Origin of the sequence: Clostridium sp. (assembly GCF_022482905.1) — a bacterium.
Taxonomy (GTDB): Bacteria; Bacillota; Clostridia; order Clostridiales; family Clostridiaceae; genus Clostridium_B.
The window spans coordinates 1,638,104-1,658,043 of record NZ_JAKVOI010000001.1; the positions used below are offsets into that span (position 1 = coordinate 1,638,104).

General features: G+C 37.7%; 19 protein-coding genes. 10 read left to right on the forward strand and 9 right to left on the reverse strand.

The window, feature by feature from the left end; genetic code table 11:
* Nucleotides 1-62: 62 nt before the first annotated feature.
* From LKE46_RS08150 to LKE46_RS08160, 3 genes are all read left to right on the forward strand, one after another.
* A complete protein-coding gene (locus LKE46_RS08150; protein ID WP_291720349.1) occupies nucleotides 63-308 on the forward strand; it encodes a hypothetical protein in 246 nt (81 codons plus the stop codon).
* Between the two features lie 163 nt (nucleotides 309-471).
* Nucleotides 472-717 (forward strand): cache domain-containing protein, encoded by a 246-nt coding sequence (locus tag LKE46_RS08155; protein WP_363316052.1) that lies wholly within the window; start codon nucleotides 472-474, stop codon nucleotides 715-717.
* Nucleotides 718-1,026: a hypothetical protein gene (locus tag LKE46_RS08160; protein WP_291720351.1), complete on the forward strand. Its 309-nt coding sequence runs from the start codon at nucleotides 718-720 to the stop codon at nucleotides 1,024-1,026.
* Between the two features lie 67 nt (nucleotides 1,027-1,093).
* Here the strand turns inward: LKE46_RS08160 and dut are convergent, their stop codons facing one another.
* A complete protein-coding gene (gene dut / locus LKE46_RS08165; RefSeq protein ID WP_291720353.1) occupies nucleotides 1,094-1,522 on the reverse strand; it encodes a dUTP diphosphatase in 429 nt (142 codons plus the stop codon).
* Nucleotides 1,523-1,612: 90 nt separating this feature from the next.
* Here dut and LKE46_RS08170 point away from each other — a divergent pair, with 90 nt between their 5' ends.
* Complete coding sequence (locus LKE46_RS08170; RefSeq protein ID WP_291720356.1) at nucleotides 1,613-2,095, forward strand: DedA family protein; 483 nt, start codon at nucleotides 1,613-1,615, stop codon at nucleotides 2,093-2,095.
* A gap of 11 nt (nucleotides 2,096-2,106) precedes the next feature.
* Here LKE46_RS08170 and LKE46_RS08175 read toward each other — a convergent pair whose 3' ends face one another.
* Nucleotides 2,107-3,798, reverse strand: a complete 1,692-nt coding sequence (locus LKE46_RS08175) for a methyl-accepting chemotaxis protein (protein WP_291720357.1) — start codon at nucleotides 3,796-3,798, stop codon at nucleotides 2,107-2,109.
* Nucleotides 3,799-3,937: 139 nt separating this feature from the next.
* Here LKE46_RS08175 and greA point away from each other — a divergent pair, with 139 nt between their 5' ends.
* From greA to LKE46_RS08205, 6 genes are all read left to right on the forward strand, one after another.
* Entirely contained in the window at nucleotides 3,938-4,399 is a 462-nt protein-coding gene (greA, locus tag LKE46_RS08180; protein WP_291720359.1) for a transcription elongation factor GreA, read from the forward strand.
* 115 nt (nucleotides 4,400-4,514) lie between these two features.
* A complete protein-coding gene (locus tag LKE46_RS08185; protein WP_291720362.1) occupies nucleotides 4,515-5,750 on the forward strand; it encodes a hypothetical protein in 1,236 nt (411 codons plus the stop codon).
* A gap of 125 nt (nucleotides 5,751-5,875) precedes the next feature.
* Nucleotides 5,876-6,601 carry an ABC transporter ATP-binding protein gene (locus LKE46_RS08190; protein ID WP_291720364.1) on the forward strand — a complete coding sequence of 242 codons (726 nt, stop codon included), beginning with the start codon at nucleotides 5,876-5,878 and terminating at the stop codon, nucleotides 6,599-6,601.
* On the forward strand, nucleotides 6,588-7,340 hold the full coding sequence (locus LKE46_RS08195; protein ID WP_291720366.1) for an ABC transporter permease: 753 nt from the start codon (nucleotides 6,588-6,590) through the stop codon (nucleotides 7,338-7,340). The genes LKE46_RS08190 and LKE46_RS08195 overlap by 14 nt, the downstream gene beginning before the upstream one ends.
* A 17-nt stretch (nucleotides 7,341-7,357) precedes the next feature.
* Nucleotides 7,358-8,824 carry a sensor histidine kinase gene (locus LKE46_RS08200; RefSeq protein WP_291720368.1) on the forward strand — a complete coding sequence of 489 codons (1,467 nt, stop codon included), beginning with the start codon at nucleotides 7,358-7,360 and terminating at the stop codon, nucleotides 8,822-8,824.
* Nucleotides 8,802-9,491: a response regulator transcription factor gene (locus LKE46_RS08205; RefSeq protein WP_291720371.1), complete on the forward strand. Its 690-nt coding sequence runs from the start codon at nucleotides 8,802-8,804 to the stop codon at nucleotides 9,489-9,491. Before LKE46_RS08200 ends, LKE46_RS08205 begins: the two co-directional genes overlap by 23 nt.
* Nucleotides 9,492-9,513: 22 nt before the next feature.
* Here LKE46_RS08205 and LKE46_RS08210 read toward each other — a convergent pair whose 3' ends face one another.
* From LKE46_RS08210 to LKE46_RS08240, 7 genes are all read right to left on the reverse strand, one after another.
* Nucleotides 9,514-10,668, reverse strand: a complete 1,155-nt coding sequence (locus LKE46_RS08210; protein WP_291720374.1) for a GGDEF domain-containing protein — start codon at nucleotides 10,666-10,668, stop codon at nucleotides 9,514-9,516.
* Nucleotides 10,668-11,966, reverse strand: coding sequence for a homoserine dehydrogenase (locus LKE46_RS08215; protein ID WP_291720377.1), 1,299 nt, complete (start codon nucleotides 11,964-11,966; stop codon nucleotides 10,668-10,670). Before LKE46_RS08215 ends, LKE46_RS08210 begins: the two co-directional genes overlap by 1 nt.
* A 76-nt stretch (nucleotides 11,967-12,042) precedes the next feature.
* Complete coding sequence (locus LKE46_RS08220; RefSeq protein WP_291720380.1) at nucleotides 12,043-12,696, reverse strand: PilZ domain-containing protein; 654 nt, start codon at nucleotides 12,694-12,696, stop codon at nucleotides 12,043-12,045.
* 36 nt (nucleotides 12,697-12,732) lie between these two features.
* Nucleotides 12,733-13,389, reverse strand: coding sequence for a potassium channel family protein (locus LKE46_RS08225; protein WP_291720383.1), 657 nt, complete (start codon nucleotides 13,387-13,389; stop codon nucleotides 12,733-12,735).
* Between the two features lie 24 nt (nucleotides 13,390-13,413).
* A complete protein-coding gene (locus tag LKE46_RS08230) occupies nucleotides 13,414-14,769 on the reverse strand; it encodes a TrkH family potassium uptake protein (RefSeq protein WP_291720386.1) in 1,356 nt (451 codons plus the stop codon).
* Between the two features lie 155 nt (nucleotides 14,770-14,924).
* Complete coding sequence (locus tag LKE46_RS08235) at nucleotides 14,925-15,644, reverse strand: hypothetical protein (RefSeq protein WP_291720389.1); 720 nt, start codon at nucleotides 15,642-15,644, stop codon at nucleotides 14,925-14,927.
* 75 nt (nucleotides 15,645-15,719) lie between these two features.
* On the reverse strand, nucleotides 15,720-19,922 hold the full coding sequence (locus LKE46_RS08240) for a DUF5050 domain-containing protein (RefSeq protein ID WP_291720391.1): 4,203 nt from the start codon (nucleotides 19,920-19,922) through the stop codon (nucleotides 15,720-15,722).
* Nucleotides 19,923-19,940: the final 18 nt, after the last annotated feature.

A 19,940-nucleotide genomic window follows, 5' to 3' on the forward strand; every position in this document is an offset into this window, starting at 1 on the left:
ATAATGTATGCTGGGGAGGAAAATATGAATTACAAAAAAACATACTAAAATCTGCTATAGGTATGAAGCTTACTATTATACTAATAGCTTTGTCTGTAATACCAATTACACTTCTTGGTTTAATAGCATACCACAAAACTCAGGATATACTTACACAGAGATTTCAAGTAACTACCAAGCAGACAGTTTCAGAAGTAAACAGAGGACTGGATAAATATTTTGGCAAATTCAATGAAGAATTAAATATATTATCACCAGTCCTAATCTTACGGAGCTTAATACACATCCGGGAAATACGACTTTTCTAGTTGACATGCTTAAAAACTTCAAAGATAACAACAATGAGGTTACGTCCATTTCTATGGAACAAGCAGTAAGAATATGTACATATGTCCGTAGGGGAATTTAGGAAAAAACTTTGACCCGACAGCAAGGCCCTGGTATACAGAAGCTGTAAAAAATAGAGGAAATATCATTATAACTAAATTTTATAGGGATGCCGAGACTAATATGCCTATTGTAACCATAACAAAAACTGTTGAATACAATACAAAAATTGTTGGAGTTGTTGCAATGGATATCAATATGAACAAGGTAGCTAAACAACTTTCAAATATAAAGATCGGTGAAAAAGGTTATGTGTTCATCGTAGATAAAGAAGGAATTGCTCTCACACCTCCTGATAAGGCTGAAATCGGGAAAAAGGATGTTACATAGATGAGCTACTGGAAAAATGTAATCAAAAATAGCAGTGGATTTGATGAATATATCTACAATGGACAGAAAAAATACAATATTTTCATGACAAACAAGGAAAGCGGCTGGAAGATATTTGGAGCAATACAGATTGAGGCCGCCGGAGCTGGTAAATACGGTAAGGGCTTCGCAGTTGTAGCAGCTGAAGGAGGTTTCTCATCAATCTTCAGAATCCACCGAATGAATGAATTTACTGGCTATGCAAATAACCTCAATAAATTATCACTAAAATTCAAAGAAAAGATTAGTAAATTCATCATCAATAACTAAAGTCAAAATATAAAGAAGGATGTACTGAAAGTTAAAATTTTACAGTACATCCTTTCTAAAACAGAAATCACAGTCCGGTAGAACCAAATCCACCTTCTCCTCTTTCCGTATCGGTCAATTCACTGACCTCATTTACCTGTACCCTTTCCACAGGTTTTATGACCATCTGGGCAATTTTCATATTCTCTTCAATCAAAAAAGGTTCCTCTCCAAGATTTATCATAAGAACTTTTATTTCTCCCCTGTAGCCTTCATCTATGGTTCCCGGGGAATTTAAAAGTGTTATTCCATTTTTTAGTGCAAGTCCGCTTCTTGGTCTTACCTGTGCCTCAGTATTTTCAGGCAGCTGTATTCTTATGCCCGTAGACACGAGTTTTCTTTCCATGGGCTTTATCAATACCTTCTCCACGGAAAAAAGATCAAGTCCTGCATCTCCTTCATGTGCGTAAAACGGAACAACCGCCTTTTCATTTATTTTCTGTATAAGCAATTTCATAAAACTTCATCTCCTTCCATAGTGCCTTTATATTTACACGGAAAACATACTATGCTAAACTGGGTGTAAAAGAAATCGGGGTGATTTATATTGGAGTCAATAGCACATCTGTTCAATCAATATGGTTACATAATATTGACTGTATCTTTGATTCTCGAACTTCTGGCACTTCCACTTCCCGGTCAGACTATCATGACCTACTGCGGATATATAATACAGGAACAGAACATGAATCTGGCGCTTGGAATCTTAATGGCCTGCATAGGTGGAATTACGGGAATAACCATATCCTATTTCCTCGGCAGGGCACTTGGAAGACCATTTTTTGAAAAATACGGTCATTATATTCACCTGAAACAGTCCACTCTGGATAAAATATCGAAGTATTTTGACAAATACGGTATCTTTATGCTGTTCATATCATATTTCATACCTGGTGTAAGACATTTTACAGGATACTTTTCAGGTATAATAAGGCTTCCTCTTAAAAAGTTCATGATAAGTGCCTATCTGGGTGCACTTGTGTGGACAGGCACTTTTATATGCTTCGGAAGATTTCTTGGCAATCTATAAAATGAATACTCTCAGATCTTGAATTTTTTCACCATTTGACCAAGTTGTTCAAACATCCCCGTCTGCTGCTTAGAAGAAGCAGCTATTTTCTTCATGTCCTCCATCGTTTTTGATATATTGTCCTTTATTACATCTGTACTTTCAGAAGATTTCTGTGCATTTTCAGTCATACCCTGGATCGCCTCACCTACCTGATCCATCGTAGCTGTAAGTTCTTCAGCCATGGAAGCTATGTCATCCGACATCTTGTTTACAAAATCCGCATCATTAAGATAGCTGTCCCCAACCTTTCTCAGACTGTCGAGCTCCGGATTTATCTCTTCATTTATGAAAGTAAGTATTTCACTTCCTGTACCTGCCATATTTTTAAATGCCTCCTGAACCTTCAAAATAGTATCTTGAATTCCGGATACAGCTTCTTTTGACTGTTCTGCAAGCCTTCTGACCTCTTCGGCAACTACTGCAAATCCCTTTCCGTGTTCTCCCGCCCTTGCAGCTTCTATAGCAGCATTCAGTGCAAGGAGATTTGTCTGCTCCGCAATAGCTGCGACTGTATCGGACATGAACTTTATATCCTCTACAACCTTTCCGTCTTCAATCGCCTGTAATATTTTCTTTTCCTTTTCGCCGTACATGTCCTCTATTTTTTTGAGGGACTTTTTACCCTTTTCCTGAAGCTCCACCGCTCTCTTCCTGGCTTCACCCGAATTTTCACTTCCATCAAGAGCTCTTGAAGAAAGTTCATTTATACTGGAATTCACTTCTTCCACGGAAGCACTTATTTCCTCCGAAGAGGCACTTGTTTCCTGTACTCCGTTGAGTATGATTTCAGTTGAATCACTTATATTTTTGAATTCCACCGCAATTTTCCCGGATGATCCAGCCAAATCACTATTTGACTTATTTAGATCTTCGGAACAATTCACTATACCCTTGAGAAGCCCGGACAAATTTTCTTTCATCAAATTTAATGAGTGAGTTAACTCTCCTATCTCATCATTTCTCTTCAAAAACTTTTCTGGAACTTCAGCCGTAAAATCTCCTTCAGCATACTTCTTAAGTTCGGAACTGACTATATTGATAGGTCTGGCCACATTGTCGGAAAGCACCTTTGCACATACAATATTGATTACAAGCATTCCTATGAAAAGTATCATGGATGCAGTCACTATAAATACTATGACATCCCTTCCCTGGGATATTGACATGGCACTTACGCTGCCCTCATTTTTGACAAGCTGATCCAGATTGCTGAAGAGCTGCTTTTCCTGTCTGCTGAATTCAGCCATTTCCTCATCTGGCACCTGTGTTATATCTCCCCTGAACAATATCATGTTCAATTGCGCAAAATATGTACTTGAATTCCGGTCCATGCTTTTAAGCAGTTCCTTGTCCGCCTGAGCCATGATCAAGGGCTGTATATTCTTTCTGTACTTCTTGTATTCCTCTTCTGCCTCACTGATCGATTTTTTCCTAGTTTCTATATCCGACCCGTTCTTCATGAATTTCAGATCCCTGGTATTTATCCCGCAGGAATTTATGGAATTTCTCATGTTCTCGGCAGTATTCAGAACAATATTTGTATTCCACGTAGTCTCCAGAATCCTGACCTTCGATATTATACCGATCAAAAATATGAGTGAAAAAGCACTCACTAAAATAAACGCTGAAAATATTTTTCCTCTAAATTTCAATTTTTTCAAAGATACATCCCCCTTAAATCATAAAAGTTCTATAAGAGCATTATTACCATAATACTACTAAGTTTCAAAATAATCTATCATATTTGTATAATAAATGATATTATATCTTTATAAAATTTGCAAAGGGATGTATTCAAACATGTATAACTATCTTACAAAAAAAGCTATAGACAAACTAAACCAGGAAATAGAACACAGAAAAGTAATCGTCAGACGAAAGATAAATGAAGATCTGAAGGAAGCACGGGCACAGGGGGATTTAAGTGAAAATTTCGAATACAAATCGGCAAAAAGGGACAGGGCACACAACGAGAGCAGAATAAGGTACCTCGAGAAAATGATAAAAACGGCAAAAATAATAGAGGACACTGCAGCAGACAATGAAGTCGGCATCGGCAAAACAGTGTACCTCAAATTTGAAGATGAAGCTGAAGCAGAAAAATTTTTCATAGTAACCACAATAGAAGCAGATCCTCTAAACAACAGGATCAGCATAGAGTCACCCCTCGGTTCCGCCATATACAGGCATACCACGGGAGAAAAAATTACTGTCAAATCACCTGACGGCATATATTCTGTTACCATACAGGCTATAGAATGATGTATTATTTGTAAAGTTTAGATTTTGTTTATAATTAGTTTATATAAAATAGAGACTTGTATTTTAAAATATAATCAGGAGGTACTTCCAGACAAGCAAAAAGGAGATGTAAAAAATGAAGCTAGGTAAAAAAACAGCCATTGCAATAAGTTTTACCGTTGGAACACTGATGTTTGCCACCACTGCCTTTGCCGAAGTCACATCCAAAAGCGGCTATGACCAGCTGAAGGACTCATTGAAATATACTGCAAAGGCCTGCACCGGTGAACTTTCGAACTATACTGTCGATGCATCCTTTGTGGTAAAGGACGGCTCAGCCACAATATACTCAAGCAGCTATTTATCCAGGGTCGATGTATCAAATAAATCAAAGGAGGATACAACCACAACCTATACAGGTTCAAAGAAAACCGAATCCTATCACTATACAGACAAAAAAAGTATGATAATAAAGGATACGGGATCATCTACCTACTATGTGACCAATTTCCCGGATGGCACAAAATGGGACATAAAAAATCCCTTTGAGGAGGACAGGGCTTCAGACATTGAAAAAATAGCAGATGCCCTTGTAGGAAGTCTCAAGGATTCAGTTGCCGTAAATGTAAAACAGGATGGAAGCAGGGAAATTTCAGGTTCTCTTACCAATACACAAATTCCATCCCTCATAAACGCACTTGTATCCTTTCAGGTCAAGGATTCATTTGGGAGGAACAACGACGGTATAAATGCCCCACAGCTTACAGACAATATTTTCGTGAAGAACATCAAGGGAAATGTAGTTACAGATAAAACTGGATTGATTAAAAATGTACTCGGATCAGGAGTCCTTTCAGGTACGGATAAAAATGGACAAAATCACAACCTGACTTTCGAACTGCTTGTAAAAATGGAGAACATCAATTCAAGCTCAGTGAAAAAGCCGGATCTTTCAGGTAAAAAGACAATAGTTCAAACCGGGCAATCTTCGTCGGAAAAGTTTTCCAATCCGGAAAAGTATATCGGGAAATACAGTCAAAATATAGTAATCGAAAAGGACGGAAAATTTGTGAAAATTGGAGAAGGAACCGTAACTATTGAAAAAATAAACTCCAACACTGTAAGCGGAACCTATGAAGCAAAATATATAAAGGGCTATGAAGATAAAAATGAAAACTTCAAGTTCAGCGGCAGCCCTGACAAGCAAAGCGGCGGGGGTGGTTTCAATGCAAACATTACTGCCAGCATCGGCTCAAATGAAACTGCAAAGGGAAGCCTTTATCTCAATTCCACCAATGCAAATATAAGCTTCTATATAGATGGAAGCGGCCCAATGAGTTCTGATTCACAGTACAACAGAGTATTCGACTAATAATGATATCAAGCTCAAAGAATGAATATCAAACTAAAATGTGAAGATTTTCGGTTAATACCGAAAGTCTTCCAAATTTTATATTCAAACTACGATAATCGAGTTTTAAAAAGGAAGGTGTATAGATGGAAACGGTCATTGAAATAAAAAATCTGTGCAAAAGGTTCAAAAACGGCAGAGGCATAGAAAATATAAATCTCGACATACATAAGGGGGAAATATTTGGATTTCTGGGACCGAACGGTGCCGGAAAAACTACGGCCATGAAAATAATGACGGGACTCATGAAACCGGATACTGGAGATGTCAGAATACTCGGCCACAGCATTTTGTCGGAATTCGAAAAGGCAATCTACAATGTTGGATGTATTATAGAAACTGCAGAAGCCTATCCTTATCTCACGGCTTTTGAGAATCTGAAGCAGTTTTCACGATATTACAAAGATGTGGACAATTCCAGAATTGAAGAGGTTCTTGAAATTGTGGGACTTATAAAGCACAGGGATGAAAAGCCTGTAAAATTCTCTCTTGGAATGAAACAGCGGCTTGGAATTGCATCCGTACTACTGTCCAGGCCCCAGATCATAATTTTAGATGAGCCGCTTAACGGAATGGATGTAGAGGGAATGCTGAATGTAAGAAATATAATAAAAGATCTTTCGGAAAATGAGAATACTACTTTTTTTATTTCAAGTCATCTCATACATGACATTGAACTTACCTGCAGCCGCATAGGCATTTTATACGGCGGCAAAATCATAAATGTAGATACTACGGAAAACATATTGAGCAATTATGCTTCTCTTGAAAATTATTTTGTCAGCGAGGTGGATAGAAATGGTAAGATTTAAACAGGCTCTGATAAATGAAATTGAAAAACTATATAAAAAGAAAAAAGCAATAGCGGCAGTTGTACTTTCACTTGTCTTTATAATATTCGGCCAGATCTTCATATCCGTAGTGAGAAACAACTTTGGCGTCCAGGGTGTGTCAAGCAGTGAGTTTCCCCTGTTTATACTTTCCATAATCATAAACACACTGCTCCCTCTTTTTGCATCACTTGTAACTATAGATAGTTTTTCCGGCGAATTTTCTCAGAACACCATGAAAATAACCCTTACAAGACCTGTCAGCAGGTTAAAATTGTATTCGGCAAAAATAGCAGCCATATGTATGTTCATATTGTCGGTTTTAATACTTTCCATGTTGTTTTCCATAATATCCGGCCTTATATTCAATTCAAACTCCCTCAACCTCCCGGATATACTTAAAATAATAATTTCATACATAGTAACTCTGCTTCCCATGGTAGTTCTATGTCTTGTAATTGCACTGCTTGCCAATATACTCAAAAGCGGAACAGCTGTGTTTTTTTTGTCCATACTTATTTTCATAGGCTTCAAAGCCCTTGAAGTTTTTTTCCCTGCCTATTCCGGCATTTTATTTACATCCATGTTCGGGTGGTACAACATATGGATCATGGACAATCTTCCCCTGCTCAAAATTTTTCGCGGCTTCATGATGATGCTCAGTTATGCTATAATACTGTTTACAGCCGGATACTACATGTTTGACAAAAAAGATTTCTGATTACAGGAAGGGTAAAAATGGATATAAAGAAGCGCCTTATTATCTACAATAATCTGACTATAATAATTCCATTTATAATTACAGGTATAGTTGCCTTCATATTTATATTTGTCTCTTCAGAATTTTTCAACAGCAGCGTAACCTACAAGGACTTCAAAAGAGTCTCCCTTGTAGAGTCGGAGCTGCTGAATGTATCCAAGGATATAGCAAAATCAGGTTCCAAAGATATCAAACAGGATGTTGAATTTCAAAAATACATCCTGGGAAAGCTTTCAACCATAAACGGCAGGATCATAATAGTCAAGGACGGGGAAATTGTATTCTCTTCAAAAGGCCTCGAGAAAATAGATACGGCAAAAGCTCTGGAAGAATCGGACAGCAGAAACAGAAGCTCCCTGCAGATAGAGAATACCCATTACTCCATTGACAGCTTTCCACTCATATTCAAAGATGGACATTCCGGAAGAGCTGTATTCCTTGTCCCCGCTGCATTTGAGCCGGATATTTTCAAAAACTTCATCACTGCCCTAGTTGTGACATTTCTCGTATCTTTTATACTGATGAGTGTAATCATATCCTATATATTTTCCAAAAAAATACTGGAGCCCATTTCAGATCTGAAAAAAGCCATGGAAAAAATAAGCCGCGGCGATCTTGATTGTGAAATTGCAGAAACCGGAGATATGGAAATAAAGGAACTTTGCGCTGATTTCGAAAAGATGAGGATACAGTTGAAGGATTCTGTAAGAATGAGAATGAAATACGATGAAAACAGGAAAATGCTTGTATCCAGCATATCCCATGACCTGAAAACCCCTATAACTTCAATAGAGGGTTATGTTCAGGGAATTCTGGATGGTGTGGCAAACACACCTGAAAAATCAGAGCATTATCTGAATACAATAGCTTCAAAGGCAAAGCAGATTGATTCAATGATCAATGACCTTCTGCTGTATTCAAAGCTGGATTTAGGGCAGATCCCCTTTTCCTATGAGAAAACCGATATTGTGGAATACTTGAGCTGCTGTGTTGAGGAAAGCAAATTTGAACTGGAAAAATCGAACATAGGCATATCATTTGAAAACAAGCTGAAAAATACATTTTTTCTGATGATCGACAGGAAAAGATTTATGAGGGTGATATTGAACATTATAGACAATTCCAGAAAATACATGGACAAAGAATTCGGCATTATAAAAATAATCTTAAGAGATACAAAGACAAGTGTTATAATTGAAATCAAAGACAATGGCTGCGGAATCAGCAAAGATGACCTTAATAAAGTATTCAGCAGATTCTACAGGTCCGATTCTTCAAGGAGCAATGCCAGAGGAAGCGGACTCGGGCTTGCAATAGCAAAGGAGATTGTCCAGGGGCACAATGGAAACATATGGGCTGCTTCCAGCGCATCTGAGGGTACAAGCATAATAATATCACTTGCAAAATACAAAGGAGAATACCATGAAAAAGATTTTGATAATTGAAGACGATCTTAGCATAGCGGAGCTTCAGAAGGACTATCTTGAGCTAAATAAATTTAAAGTTACAATATGCACGGATGGAATAAAAGGGCTGGATACGCTGGTCAAAGAGGATTTCGACCTGCTGATTCTGGATATCATGCTTCCAGAAATAGACGGATACAGTATACTGAAGAGCATACGCGACAAAAAAGACATACCGGTTCTCCTCGTCTCTGCAAAGAAGGAGGAAATCGACAGAATAAAAGGATTTACCCTGGGAGCGGATGACTATATTACAAAACCTTTCAGTCCGGGCGAGCTGGTGGCGAGGGTAAAGTCACATATAAACAACTACGAGAGGATAAAAAACAAATTTGCAAAAAAGAGAGACAGTATAACAATACGCGGACTTGAAATATTCAGGGATTCCATGCAGGTATTTGTAAACGGAAATGAAGTGGAGCTGGCACAAAAAGAATTTGAACTCCTGCTGTATATGGCGGAAAATCCAAACAGGGTGTTCAGCAGGGAAACCCTGTTTGAAAAGATCTGGGGGCTTGATTCTCTCGGAGACAATGCAACCGTTACAGTTCACATAAGAAGAATCCGCGAAAAAATAGAGACATCACCTTCCGAACCCCAGTACATAGAGACAGTATGGGGGGCAGGCTACCGGATGAGAGCTTAAAAAGGCCATCTCATCCATCAGTTCATTTTTTTATGGATCCATCTACAAATTTCTTGTGCTTCTTGTTTTTATACATAAGCTTGTCAACACGGCTTATATACTCCTCCGGGGTTATTGGATTATTAAAATCATATATTTCATATCCATAGCTGAAACTCAAATTGTAAGTCCTCTTTGACGAAAAATTGTGTCTTTCAAAAGAATTGTATATCCTGCCTATAACCTTTTCAACAATTCTCTTGCTGCCTGTATTTAGAAATATTATGAATTCATCTCCCCCGTAACGCGTTATAAAATCATCCCTGCGTATGCTTGACCTTATCAGCTTGACCACTGTTATAAGCGCCCTGTCGCCTTCTCTGTGTCCATACATGTCATTTATATTTTTAAATTCATCAAGGTCTATAAAAATAATGGAAAATCTCCTGAAGTTATTCTTTTTCATCCTGTTTTTCAGATAAGTCTTCAGTCTGATGCGTGTCCATGCTCCTGTAAGTATATCCAGCTGCGACATCTCGTGCTGGAAAAGTATATATATTATGATAAACGAATATGCAGAAATGCTCCATACAACAAGCAGTCCATACATGCCAAGCTGAATTGCTCCTCCAATAGAGCCAAAAATCAGAACCATGACAAGTGGTATAAATTCAGTACTTATCATCATTTTTCTGTTTTTAAAAACATATACCAGACTGCATATCATATAAAAATAAGTACATGCCACAGGTATAAAAATCATGGGCTGTCTTATATACACATTGCCCTGCGTAATCTTGAATACAAGGTCAAAATGCAGTGTGAGAACCGAAACAACAGCATTGAGTATCAATGGTGAAATCAGCAGCATCTTTTTTATGGACAGGCTTTCTTCACCTTTATTTTCCCCTATCCACTCCCGGACAAACAGAAACCACAGATATGAAATAACCGGACCAAAAACAAATAAAATTACATTTAATATCATCGATACCGGCAAAAGCCAGTTCAAGGATATTCCATCTATAATACAGGTTACAGTCTCCACAATGATTTCAATCGTATTAATACTGAACAGCAGCAGATATATTCTGTTTTTTCTGTCAATCCTGTCCAGATAATTTTGAATATATATTAAAAAAATTATGGAGACAACAGCTGCAATAACATTATTTTCAATTCTTAATGCTATATGCATTACCTGAAATCTTCTATTCTTATAATATTATCTATTTTAATAACTGATTCAAGACTGACAATTTCCTTTACTGCAGCATCTATATCCGCCTGTTTTGTCCTGTGTGTAATCATGATTATAGTAACTTCCCCTTTTGAATTTTCATCACCTTTCTGTATTACAGAACGAAGACTCACGTTATACCTTCCCAGAATGGTTGTTATTTCTCCAAGCACTCCCGACCTGTCAAGCACATTCACTCTTATATAAAATTTGCTCTCGCTCTGCCCTATATCCATTATTTCCCTGTCCCACAAGTTGTTTTTTACCACAGGATTGCTGTTTTCAATATCCACATTGTTTCTCAGCATTGAAATAATATCACCTACAACGGCACTTCCTGTTGGAAGGCTTCCAGCTCCCCTTCCATAAAACATAAGATCTCCTACTGCATTTCCCTTTATAAATATGGCATTGAAGGAATCATATACATTTGCAAGGGGATGTTCTTTTGGAATCATTGTAGGATGCACCCTGAGCTCTAGTTTGCCATCGCTGTCCTTTGCAATTGCAAGCATCTTTATTACCATGTCGAACTTTCTGGCATACTTTATATCCGTGGATTGAATCTTTGTAATACCTTCCCTGTATACACTGTTGACGTCAATCTTGGTTCCGAAAGCCAGCGAGGAAAGTATGGCAAGTTTATACTGGGCATCAAAACCTTCAACGTCAGACGTCGGATCAGCTTCGGCATAACCCATGTCCTGTGCCTGCTTCAGGGCTACGTCAAAATCCATCCTCTCAAGCTGCATCTTTGTAAGTATATAATTCGTAGTACCATTTACTATGCCGTATAGTTCTCTTATCTTGTTGGCAGTCAGACTTTCCTCAATACCATTTATTATGGGTATGCCGCCGGCCACACTTGCCTCGTAGTTGAACATTACCCCCATGCTGTCGGCCTTGTGGAAAAGCCTGTCACCATCAGTTGCAATGAGCATCTTGTTTGCAGTTACTATATGCTTCTTTCTGTCCATGCACTTCAATATATATTCCCGTGCCGGCTCTATACCTCCCATAACTTCAACTACAATTTTAATTGAATCGTCCTCGAGTATATCATTGATATCCGTAGTTATAACATCATCGGGGATATCAATTTCCCTCTCCTTGTTCTTATCCTTCACAAGGATTTTACCGATTTCAATTTCATACCCGGATCTCTTCATTATCTCCTTTTTATTGGAGTACAGTATTATCCAGACTCCCATACCTACGTTTCCAAGTCCCATAAGCGCTATTCTAATCTTCTTCATATCTATTTTCCTTTCATAAAACTCCGATTTATAAATATTATTTTACCACATTTATACTAGAAATTAAGAGTAAATATCACTTTTTTAATTTTGAATGTATGAATTCATTTATGTACTGCCATCTATTGTTGTCAAGATCCTCAAAATGCATTGCAGTCCTGTAATTCTTGTTCAGTTCATCGTAGTCACTCCTTACTATGGTGCAGAGTATGTCAATTTTTTCCTTTATAAAAAGAGAAATCAGTGCATATTTGGGAATGGTCTTGTCCCCGTATGTTATAAGCTTTATGCCATTTGCACTCAAATCCATACTGAAGGTCTTCTTCAGCTTTGAGAAATAGGCCTTCGGCACTTCTTCAAGCTTTTTATACTCCAGATTGTCATTTATAAAATAATAACCAACATCCATCACAGCTTTTACCCTGGGATATTTTCTTCTTTCTATGCTTTTCAATATGTTTGGATTATCTACTATAACAAGTGAAAATTTGTCTCCCACCTTGCATCCAAGTATCTTTGACTGACATCTCAAAGCTTTGTCCTTGTACGCCACAAGATAGTCCACATTGTCCGCAAGTTTTACAGCATAATAATTGTCCTGATCCACAGGTACATTTACGGCAAAATAATCATCGTATACCTTTATGACTACTCCCTCAAAAAATTTTCTGTTGTTTATAAATTCAATTCTCAGTCCTTCATATATATTTCTTTCGTGAATATCTTCCATTCCACTGCCCCCATTTCTCATAATGAATAATAATATCTAAAAATGTCTTTCAAGCTTTTCTATCTCTTTCTGTCCTCCAATGGCTATGATTGTATCTCCTTCCAGCAATACAAAATCCGAGGATGGTGATACATTTATCTCTCTATTTCTTTTTACAGCTATAATATTTATACCATACCTTTGTCTTATATCAAGACTGCTGAGGTCCTTCCCAATCCACTCCTTCATGCACAGTATTTCCGTCAGCCTGTATTCAGAGGACAGCTCTATGAAATCCAGTATGCTGCTTGATACAAGATTGTGTGCAACTCTTATGGCAGTATCCTTTTCGGGAAAAACAACCTTGTCCGCACCTATTTTGTACAGAATTTTTGCATGCAGTTCCGTATTTGCCTTGGCAATTACGTATTTCAATCCCATTTCCTTCAGCAGCAGAGTCACTATGACACTGCTCTGGATATCATTTCCTATACCTATTACCGCCACATCAAAATTGCCTGCACCTATGGCTTTCAGATTTTCTTCCTCTGTTGCATCAGTCTGAACAGCTTCAGTTGAATAATGAGATATATTCTGTACATTATCTTCTCTTGAGTCAACTGCCAGTACATCATTTCCAAGCTCATAGAGTGTCTTTGCCATGGATTTTCCAAATCTTCCAAGTCCTATTACAAGATACTGCTTCTTTTTCATAACTCAACCTCCCTGCCCAACATTTTATCCAATCAATATCCTGTCCTCTGGATATTTTATGGATCTTGGAATTTTTCTGTTTGTCATTGACATAACTATTGTAAGTCCTCCAAGCCTTCCGAAAAACATGACTGCAGTTATCAGAATTTTGCCGGTTGTACTCAGTCCCGCTGTAACTCCGGAAGTCAGCCCAACAGTTCCAAATGCGGACACACATTCAAAAAATATGGTCTGAAGTGATTCGTCTCCTTCAGTCAGTCCCAGTATCATGAAGGATACAAAAACCAGAAATGTGTCTATTACTACTATTACAATAGCTTTATATACAAGCTCCTTTTTTATTGTCCTGTTGTAGATTTCAGTTTCCTGCCTTCCTCTCACGGCAGATACCGCAGTCATTACAATCAGTGCCGCAGTGGTTATCTTTATTCCCCCTGCAGTAGAACCGGGTGCACCGCCTATGAACATAAATGCTATGATAAGGGACTTGCTGCTGCCGGTCATATCCTGGATGGAAACAGAGTTGAAACCTGCGGTTCTTGAGGATACCGATGCAAAAAAGGAGGAGAGCAGCTTGTTCCCGAAGGTCATATTTTTCATTGTACTGGAATTGCCGGATTCAAAGATGAAAAACAGCAGGGTTCCTGAAATAATGAGCAGTGCAGTCATGCTTATGCAGATCTTTGAATTGAGTGAAATTTTCTTCATGTCCCTGAAGCTTCTCAATCCGTATATATCCTGCCATACGTAAAAACCTAGGCTGCCTATGATCACAAGGACGCTTACAGTCAATACGACAAGATCGTTGCCGTAATATGGGGTAAGGCTTCTATCCCTTCCCATGAGATCCATCCCTGCATTGCAGAAGGCCGAAATGGAATGGAAAATTGAATAAAACATGCCTTTTGCAAATCCAAATTCGGGGATAAACTGGATAGACAGCACGGCAGCACCGGCAGTCTCCACTAAAAAAGTGAAAATCAATATGTATTTTGACATTTTTATGAGACCCTGTATGTTGAAGGAGTTGAGGGACTGCTGTATAAGAAGCCTTTCCTTCAATGTTATTTTCCTACCTGACAGCAGTGCCAGCAGAGTTGAAAATACCATGAATCCAAGACCTCCTATCTGAATGAGTGCAAGGATTACGGATTTTCCAAAATAACTCCAGTAGGTTCCCGTATCAACAACTGCAAGTCCCGTAACACAGGTTGCAGAAGTAGCCATGAAAAGAGCATCTATGAAATTCGTGTATTTATAGCCCTGTGACGATATCGGGAGACAGAGCAGCAACGCTCCCACAAATATTATAATCAAAAAACCGAATATCAGAATATGAAGTTCATTTATCTTAAATAGCCTTCTACTGTGTAATTTCATTGAAAAGCCGCCTTCTGTATCTACGGGTATATTCCCATAATTGATAACATATATTTTAACATATTTACGCTGCATTAGATATCTAAAATATGTTAAAAAATCAGGAAAATGCTTCTTACAGCACTTTCCCGATTTTGTTATATGAAGTTATATTTCTAATTTGATTCTATATCTATACCACCATCCGGACTTGATTCCTTCACAGGCAAAACAAAAGTATCCAGAACATTGTAGTTATCGTCCAGTATATAGGCTTCTACAGTATCACCATCTGCTATCAATAATGCTTTATCCTTGATATCATATACCTTATTCAAACCTTCAAGTTTGAACTTTGTTCCTGACGGTACCGTAGTGGAATCTATGGTTATATTTTTGAACACACTCAACACTGGAGATACCTCAACTTCAGCATGTATTTTATAAGTTTTGTCATTTCCATCGTCTGGATCTTCATCCCCATCTTCTGGTGGGAAATCATCCGGGTTATCGGAAACTTTAAAATCCATTGTAATGTTTTTATTAAGTAGTTTGCCGCTTGAAGACCCTAAATCCTCATTCACACTTATTCTATAAGTATGATTCATCTTATAACCGCCGCTTGGAGGAAGTATACTTACAAGATTGGAAGCACTTCCCGGGAAAATATCCACCTTTAAAGTAGAGCCTGACAGATCCTTCACACTTATATTATCTTTCACAGTATTGAAGTCCACATTGCCGTTAAATTTTACCGTCCAGACTTTGTTTACATCTGAAACCACTTTATTATCAAATTTAACCTGACTGTTCCCGCTTTCAGATGCTGCAAACACAGTAAAACCTGATAGAATGAAAATCAAAGCAGTAACAGTCAAAAATACCCTCTTTTTCATCTTATTCCTCCTTCTCAAACATATTCATAGACATGAATTTACATAAAGGGGCAAATGCCCCCTAAAATCAATTTTCTAATTTGCTGTAAATATAACATCAGATCCTGCAGTATTACCAGCTCTGTCAGTGACTTTATTTGCATCAATAGTTATAGTATCTCCAACAGCCAGAGTAGTCCCTGTCCCCAGAGTAATTCTAAAGGTAGTAGCATATTCGCCAGAAGCATCCAGAGGGTTTATAGAAGCTGTATCAAAAGTATGTCCACCGCTTATACTTAAATTTTCTATAGCTATATCAGATGTCTTAACAGGTTCACTGAATTTAAGTGTCACACTGTCTCCCACATCATATCCACCTGCCGTGAAACTTCCAGAAGCTGCTTTATCAGGTGCCGTTGTATCCACTATCAGTCTCTTAGTAACGCCTTCAGATGCTGCATCCGACTTGTAAAGTACAAGCTTCAGCTCATGGTTACCCTCTGAAAGATCTTTAATTGCAGCTAAATTATCAGAATCAACATCAATGCTTGCAGATGTACCACTCAAGTTAGGATTCTCTCCTGCAAAAGATCCGTCTATAAACAATCTTGCCTCATCAGCCTGTCCTTCTGTAAAGTTAAATTCTACATTTAAATCTGGTGTAGAAGGTCCCACATAAACATCATTATTATCTGGAAAGGCTGCAGGATCAGGTGCTTCACCGTCACCTACAACTGCCCTAAACACTCCAAATCTTTGTGCTTTATTTAAAGAATCAACCTCTACTATGCTTATATACTGTCCATCGCTAGCTGTTATACATTTATCAGTCGGCCAAGTTTCCCAATCATCAGTGCCTGCAGTTATAGTATCAGTGCTTGTTGGCGCATCTTTTGGAGTATCAGAAACTACATACAAATATTTATTTGTCAGGCTTAATTTAGGTGGAACAGTTGTCGCTTTTGTCTTGCCGTTGTTTTCCGCACCAGGTGCATCTTCAAATACAAAAGGATTCTCATCAAATGAATCAACAGGTGCAATTTTATTTATTTCACTATTTAAAACTAGGTGGCTGTCTATGTTTGTTATATTATTATTCCCATCCACCTGTACAACAGTTATATATTTATTCAATGAAACTGGGATCCAATCTTCATTTTCAACATTCGTCCATCCGCTGGAAGCAGAATCACCTTTACTTATATTACCGGATATATTATCCGATGTAACTTTATACTTGAATGTGCCACTCGAAGTAATAGTAATCTGAGTCTGTCCATTATGTGCACCTGTTCCATTGCCATAACTTACTCCCGTAAGAGCTGCAGGTGGATACTCCGTTATAAGATTCTCACCTTCTACTACCTTTGCATATCCATATTTATAGGCAAGTTTTGTATTTTTAGGAGTTTCAACTACATATACATACTGTCCATTTGAAGCATCTATAGGTGTATTTGCATCAACAAGTGGCTGCCATCCTCCACCGATATCAGAATCTGTATCCAGGTTTGCTTTCAGAGGTATTTCGATTGGTGAAGAAACTACCCTGTAATAGTAATCATATCCATTTTCCCTGTTGATATTGGCAGTAACTTCATTATTATTATCTACTCCATGTACATCGGTAATATTGATTATATCACTGTTATAATTAATAGGCAGTGCCAGGTCCGGACCAAATTCAACTTTTACAGCTTCACTTTCAGCACTTCCAGTATTTCTTGCCACATATATATAATTGTTTTCCGGATGATCCTTATCGTATTTTATTGAATTTGCATTTGAAAGCTGTATTCCAAGTGCACGATATCTGAATCCATCAAAAGGCCCGCTTGCAGAGTCAGGATCAAGCTGCACCTCTACATTTGCTATAGGCATGGTCTTTTCAGTATCTCTGTATATGACTATTCTGTCGCCTTCCTGGAGTACAGGATCATCAGATACATCTACAATATCCGTGGTAGGTACGGTAGTATTGTCAAGATCTCCGTAATTTGTAATCTTTATGTTGGAAACAGTTAATTTTTGAGGTAATTTAGCATCTCCGAATTCACAGCTGTATAAATCACTTTCCGTTTTTCCGGTACTTGTCCTTGATAAATAAATTTTGCCGGCTTTATCCGGAAGAACATTACTGCCCGTCAGTCTTATGGTAACAGTACCTGCACTGGCTGTAGCAGTTCCCAGTAAATCCTGACCTACTCCATTTGAGTCCATCGTCCTGTAAATGTTGATAACATCACCATCATTCAGATTTTTAACCGTAATTGTATCATAGGATGTCCCTGGATTGTTAACAATATCCTCTGTAATAATATTATCAACAGTAAGCGGATCACTTGCCAGAGTCATTTTAAACTGTACGGTATTTCCATAGCCAACTATAGCCCCTCTGTAGGTTATAGTACCATCCTTGCCAATTATAGGGTTTTCAAGATCCCAGTTTACCAGAACCTCTGAAACACTTGAATCACTGAATGTGGCTGTAACCTTGTCTGGTAAATAATTTATTATATTGTCAAGAGTTACGCCTGACGGAATATGGTCAGTAGGAAATGCCACCTTATCATAACTGACAAGCTTTAAAGAAGGCTTTACTGCTTTTACTGCTACAGGCGAATATTTGTAAATGGTCTTGCCTGAACTGTCGGTAGTCTGTACAGGATTCGCAATATACAGCTTTCCGCTTTTAGTATAGTAGGCCTCTCCGCTACTGGTTAGATTAACAGCATCAATAGCATCATCGCCTATTTTATCACCAGTAATTTTGGAGCTTATACTGTTCATAGGTGCCTTGTACAATTTATTTTCTCCATTGTAACTCCAATAATAAAGGTTATCCTCTGTTATATTTATTCCATATATTTTATCATCAACCTGTGTTGAATTTCCAGCTTTGTCTACTACATTGCTCTTTACCGTTATCTTTGTAGGATTTTGATCTAAGGTAGACAGTCTGAATAAGTCACCGCCATAAGTAATATAATATATATTGTCTCCAAGTAATGTGGCATACTTAATCGATGAATCACCGGAATTCATCTTGTGCCTATAGGTGCCGTCCGTATGTATGGAATACAGTGATCTGCTCTCAGTTACATTGATAAAATATATAACATCTCCCTTTACACTTATATCTTCTACTTCATCTTCATCATTTGATATTTTATCTCCTGATGTTGCATTCTGAGAATCAAGTTTAACTTTATACAACTTTCCTATATTGCTCAGATTGTTTTCCTGATGGGCTGCATAGTATATATATTCACCTGATACATTCAGATAGGATGACTGATCCCTGCATACTATTCTTCTCCCTGTTCCATCCTTCCTTATCTTGTATATTTTCTGGCCATCTGAATAATTGGAATAATATATCCATTCTCCAACTACATTTATAAATTTAGCATTATCTTCACATATTCTCTGGTCATACAAAGTTACAGTATTATCGGCAGATTGTACCTCTTTCTTTTTATACAACTTACCCCCATCCGCCAGGTTGCTGTAGTAGATCCAGCTTCCATCGTCTGACAGTAATCCATTATTGTTTATATTTCCTGAAGTATTCCCACCATTTGAGTTATATTCCACAGAACTGTCTATATTAAGTACAAGATTCATATCTTTATTCAAACCATCTTCCAGATCAGAATCCAGCTTTATGGCAACTGTTCCTATTTCCGTTCTGTCATTGGCAAGAATGGCCAATGTAAGTGAAGGTTTATACGTCATAAGTGTTATCTGATAATCGTCTATAACCTCACCCTCTCCAGGTATACCTATTCTCTTAACAAGATCACTCTCATCTACCACTTTAAAAAATTGTGGCAATAAGTCTGACGGATTCACCAAATCAGCACTTTTCACATGAATATTTATAAAATATCCTCCTGATATTTCTGTCTTGGTAATATCTGCCTTTATAGTGGAATTGGATTGTGCATATTCGCTACCTGAATATGCATAATTGGTTTTTATACCTGTTCCATTATTATCTATATCATAGTAGGTTATATTTTTAATCAGCCCCTTAGATGACACAGTATCCTCTGTAACATCAGATCCATTAAACAGAGAAACAATGCTGCCGCTGTTATTTTTATAATATATATCCTTATAACTGTTTGAATTGTTTAGTATATCATTCAACTGCGATATGTGCGATACTACATAATTTAAACTGTAAGCATTATTCCCTACTATAAGGGCATTGTCAGGCAGTTCAGCATAGGCAACAGTACCAATCCCCAGTACAAATGCTGCTGTTAAAACCAACAATCTAGTTTTTTTCATTGAATTCCCTCCCAAAAT